Source organism: Actinomadura meridiana (genome assembly GCF_039537545.1).
Lineage (GTDB): Bacteria > Actinomycetota > Actinomycetes > Streptosporangiales > Streptosporangiaceae > Spirillospora > Spirillospora meridiana.
In genome coordinates this window covers 1-4,817 of record NZ_BAABAS010000013.1, presented here as the reverse complement: position 1 = coordinate 4,817, position 4,817 = coordinate 1, and the positions used below count along the sequence as shown (strand labels likewise).

The 4,817-nt window shown below is 67.6% G+C and carries 4 protein-coding genes; 1 reads left to right on the top strand and 3 read right to left on the bottom strand.

The features are described 5' to 3' along the window. Positions 1 to 1,012: 1,012 nt before the first annotated feature. Positions 1,013 to 1,438: a hypothetical protein gene (locus tag ABD808_RS21190; protein ID WP_344899316.1), complete on the top strand. Its 426-nt coding sequence runs from the start codon at positions 1,013 to 1,015 to the stop codon at positions 1,436 to 1,438. Between the two features lie 12 nt (positions 1,439 to 1,450). Here ABD808_RS21190 and ABD808_RS21185 read toward each other — a convergent pair whose 3' ends face one another. From ABD808_RS21185 to ABD808_RS21175, 3 genes are all read right to left on the bottom strand, one after another. Next, positions 1,451 to 2,761, bottom strand: a complete 1,311-nt coding sequence (locus tag ABD808_RS21185; RefSeq protein ID WP_344899314.1) for a S8 family serine peptidase — start codon at positions 2,759 to 2,761, stop codon at positions 1,451 to 1,453. A gap of 97 nt (positions 2,762 to 2,858) precedes the next feature. Next, positions 2,859 to 3,998 (bottom strand): WXG100 family type VII secretion target, encoded by a 1,140-nt coding sequence (locus ABD808_RS21180; RefSeq protein ID WP_344899312.1) that lies wholly within the window; start codon positions 3,996 to 3,998, stop codon positions 2,859 to 2,861. 28 nt (positions 3,999 to 4,026) lie between these two features. Further along, complete coding sequence (locus ABD808_RS21175) at positions 4,027 to 4,629, bottom strand: type VII secretion target (protein ID WP_344899310.1); 603 nt, start codon at positions 4,627 to 4,629, stop codon at positions 4,027 to 4,029. Positions 4,630 to 4,817 lie beyond the last annotated feature (188 nt).

The window sequence follows — 4,817 nt, the reverse complement described above, 5'->3', positions numbered from 1 at the left end:
CGCGTCGCGGCCTGCTGCATTGCTGCTCTGTCAGCTGCGGACGTGTTCCCCACAGCGCCACCTCCATTGCGATTTGGTCAACCGTCTCGCAGGAGAAGGGAGCAGCTTGCCGCGCATCGACCGGCCGGGGGGTCCTCCACCACTCGCGATGACCATGATGATAATGGTTTTTTTACTGTCGCTGTCACGTTGATTAGTGATTACACAGTCTCTGCGTCTACATCACATCCGCAAGGTGGACATACGCACTGCTCGGCACTATCCGATTCGTCGTTTCTGTCCTGCTCGTGGCGTTAGCGACTCTCCTGCAGAGCGTCTCGGGCATCTTGATAATCGAATTAGACCTGCCCGAAATCGCCAGCAGGGTGGAGGGTGGCCACAGCGCGTATTGATCAGACCAGTGGTGGTGCCCAGACGGGGCCAGTGAGTTGGGATGGAGGAGGAGGTCGTAGGGCGGTCCGCGCGTTCCGAAGTCCACTGAAATTAGCAGCCGCCGTGATCACCTTTGGTGATCGTCGAGACCTGGGTGTCGGCGGCTGGCTGCTAGTCTTGCGGCGAATGTCCGGTTGTGGGAGTGGGGGCTCGCGTCTTGTCCGGTGGTTCGGGGTCTGAACGGGAACGTCCGGAGTTCATGGCAACGGATCAGGCGTTGGACGGTTCGGAGCGGCCGGGCGCCGAGCCTGATCCCGTGGAAACGGACGCGACTCCCGAGGAGCCTACGGAGAAGCGCGCGGGGGCCGGTAGGCGGCCGTCCACGCGGATACTGGCCCTTGGTGTTGCTGCCGCGGTGCTTCTCGCGGGTGGAGCGGTGGCGTGGGCTGCCACAAAGCCCGACGAAAAGGGGCCTGCGAAAGGGCGGTTCTCCGCACTGCCGGATCTGTGTGCGGCTGTACCGGGGAGCACTCTGCGGCAGTATCTCCCCAGGGCTGGGACGCCCGTTCCCGATCGGCCCGAGACAAACTCATCCGGCGAACGCAGTGGCGGGTGTGAATGGACGGAGCCCACTTACGAAGTGGGCGCGAAACGGCTCACAGCCCGCTCCGCACAGGTCAGTGCACGCATCTTCCCCAACGTCACGGCGGCGGAAGAGGACTATGACCACAGCTGGCGGTCAGCGAAGACGACGGCGGGAACGGCGAGTAGCTCCCTCGGCGACATCCACGCCGAGGCGCCCAGCATCGTCGGCGGCGTCGGGGACGAGGCCTTCGCTCAGCCGCAGCAGGTCGCTGACAAATTCGGCCGTTCAGCCAATGTCACCACGACGGTGCGGCTGAGCAACGCCGTTCTCGTCGTCACCTATGAGGGCGCCACCTACGGCACCGACGAGAACGGCGCCATCGATCTGAGCCGGGCGACGCCGCTGGACGAGTCCGTGTCCCGCGCCGCCGCCCAAACCATCGCTCAGAACGTTGTGACCGCGTTCGTCCTGCACGGCTGAGTCAGCGGCGCGTCATTCGTTGCGCGGCGGCGGTCCCGGCGGCTGGAACTGCGGCGGAGGCTGCTGGCCGCCCCCCATCGGCGGTGCCCCACCCGGCTGATACGGGGACTGCTGCGGCCCCGGAGGCGGCCCGAACACCGGGCCGCCGGGCGGCGGGCCCGAGGGAGTGGACGGACGGCGTCGCATCAGCAGGAAGCCGATCACGCCGATGACCGCGAGGACGACGACGCCGACACCGACGTAAACCAGTGGGCTCGTGCCGGAGTCATCGGACTCCGCCGCCTTGGGCGCGGTCGAAGCACCTCCGCCGCCACCCTTCTGCGCGAGCGCCTGGTCGAGCCGCTCGTAAACCGGGTTGGGGGCGTTCTCCGGGACCTTCTGCGACAGCGCACGACGAATGCTCACCGCGCCGAGCCCGGTCAGCTTGTCCTTACCCTTGGGACCGACGTCCACGGTGGTGTTGGACACCACCTGGACGGCCCGGCGCGCACTCATGTCCGGGAACTTGCTCCGCACCAGCGCGAACGCACCAGAGGTCACCGCTGCGGCGTCGCTGGTGCCGTTCACCTTGGTGTAGACGGTTCCATCCGCGCGGACATTGTCCATCCCCGCGCCCGGGGCGGCCACGGTGACGTAGTCCTGGCGCTGGGTCTTCGCCCATGGCTGGGCCAGATGGTCGATCGCACCGACCGCGACCACTCCCGGGCATGCTCCCGGGAACTCCGGCTGGTTCAGAGTGTTGCCGGTGTTGCCCGACGAGGCGACTACGACGACGTCCTTCTTGGCCGCGTAGGAGACCGCGTCGAGCACACGGGCAGGGCAGCCGGTCGGTGGGTACGCCACCCCGGGACCGCCCTGGGAGATGTTGATCACCTTGGCGCCGTGGTCGACCGCGTAGCGGATCGCCTTGGAATGCGACTCATCCGAGGCGGCGCTGACGACGATGGGCAGGATCTTCGCCTCGGGAGCCACGCCCATGAAACCCGTCCCTTTGCCCTGGGACGCGATCAGGCTGGCCATCGCCGTGCCATGACCGTTCTCCTCGGTGTCGAGGTCCTTGCGGCCATCGCCAGAGCCCGTGACATTGGTGCCCGGTAGTACAACGCCCCGCAGGTCGGGGAGCGAGGCATTGACACCGCTGTCGATCACCGCGACCGTCACGCCGCTCCCCTTGGTCTGGGGCCACACCTCCTGCTGGATGTGCCAGGAGTCGAACCACCACTGCTTCTTGTCGAGTGCGGGATCCGCGTGGGCGGCCGTCGGGGCCGCAGCAAGGCCCACCGCCAACGTCGCAGCCGCTACCTGAACGAGCCGCCGTCGCATTCCGTCGTCCACCTCTATCAGACAGGTCGATACATGGGTATGGGCGGACGGGAGCTTAGCCCCCGCCCGCCCATGTCGTAGCCCGTACTCGCGGAAATCAGCCGATCACCGGCGGAGCGGTGTCGTCGTCGCCGCCCCACACGTCCTCGTCCTCGGTGAGCCAGGTTTCGCGTTCGCGCTCCTCACTCTGCCCCCCCTGGGCTCCGTGGCCCATCGGCATGCCGCCCATGGGACGTCCACCGGCCGCGCCGCGTCCGGCCGCGCCCGCGGCCCCCGGGCCGATGCCGCCGCCGCCCATGGCGCCGCCGGGACCGCCCGCGGAGCCGAGGCCCCCGGCCGGGTCACCGCCGAACGGACCGAGGCCGCCGCCGCCCCCGCCGCCGAGACCGGGACCACCGCCGAGGCCGGGGCCGCCGCCACCGGGACCGGTCGGCTGGAAGCTCGACAGGTCGGATCCGTTACCGGAACCTGGGCCGAACGGGCTCGCGCCGTCGCCGGGGAACGACCCGTGAGACCCACCTGGCGGGTTCATTTCGCTGGGGTTCAGGTGCGGTCCGTTGTCCTTGAAGTTGCTGAACGGGCTGTCCTTGCCCCCGGGAAGCCCGCCCGCACCGTCACCGCCGAACTTGCTCCCGCCGGGGTTGAAGCCGCCAGGACCGCCGCCAGGACCGCCGCCGGGCCCGCCGGGTGGGCTACCGGGACCGCCCGGGTTGCGCGGCTGCCCGCCGTCTTCACGGCTGTCCGACGGAAGGTCACGCTCAATGGCGGCCGGGACTCCGTTGAACGCCTCGTTGGTTCGACGGTTGAACTTGTCCATCATCTGCCGGGCGTACTTGTTGTCGCCCGAGTCATTGTCGTTCCAGCCGTCTTCCATGTCCTCGGCGGTCGCCTTGTACCAGTCGAGGATCTCGGTCTTGTACCAGCTGAAGGTCTGCGCCGTCGTGTACGACTTGTTGGACAGCTCACCCGCCGTCCAGTGCACCTGCCCCAGCTGGTCGAGCGCCTTCTGCGCGTTGTCGCCCTGCCAGTGCGCGATCAGCCTCTGGGCGTGCCCGTGCAGTGCGTTCTGCATCTGGGCGAGCTTGTTGGACGCCGCGAGATAGGCGTCGGACGCGTCCTTCACCTTTTCCGGCTGCATGCCCTTCAGCCGGTTCTTGATCTGCTCGAAGTTCTCAGTCGAAGGCGCCGCCGCCGGGGCTGCACCATCTCTGATGTGGTACGGGACCTTGTGACCCACGGTTCCCCTCCCTTCCCCTGCCGGCCCGTCAGAGGTCGGCGTTGCCGTTGCCGGTGGTGGGGTTCACGCCGTTGACCGTGCTCTGGGTCTTCTGGTGTGCGCCCTCATAGGCACCGGCGGCCGCGCGCAGCTTGCCGATAACCCCCGTGTAAGCCTGCTGGATCTGTGCAACATAGGTGCTGAACCCGTGCTGCGCCTTGTCGGCCATGTCTTCGAAGCTCTTGCTGGCGTCACTGCCGCCGATCGCCGAGGCGGGCACCTTGGTGGTGTTCACCTTGTTGAGAGTGGTCTTCCACTCTTCGAGCTCGGCTTCCATGTCGTCGGCCAGGTCACGGAGCTTCTTCGGGTCAACGTCGTAACCCTTCTCAGCCTCGTGCTTCCACTTGCCGTCCTCCGGCGTGTGCTCACGATTGAGCCTCACGTCCGTCGGCTTGCCGGGGTCGCCGGCGTACTGGATGTAGTACTGCTTCTGTTGCCATTCGGGGAGGTCGTTCCACTGGTCCTGCGTCAGGCCCGTGGTGGTGTACGTCCCTCCGGCCTGCGGGTAGCCGGCGCCGTACCCGTAACCGCCGCCGTAGTGGACGACCTCGACCTGGGCCAGCTTGTCAGGAGGCAGGTTGTACTTGCCCATAACTCATCCTTCTCACTGGGAGCGTGACGACGGCCGACCGCCGGTGCCGCGCTCCCGCTCCCCCGTAACGAGGACGAGAGCGCCCGGCACCGGCGGCACGAGGCGACCAAGTCGTGTCAGCCGGCCCAGATGTTCTGGTTGGCTCGCTCGGCGCCGCTGTAGTTGCTGTGCGCGTCGCCGATCACGAC

What these genes read in the sequence shown, in the direction of transcription:
- ABD808_RS21185 (WP_344899314.1), bottom strand. Translation starts at nt 2,761, where the DNA reads ATGCGACGGCGGCTCGTTCAGGTAGCGGCTGCGACGTTGGCGGTGGGC.
- ABD808_RS21175 (WP_344899310.1), bottom strand. Translation starts at nt 4,629, where the DNA reads ATGGGCAAGTACAACCTGCCTCCTGACAAGCTGGCCCAGGTCGAGGTC.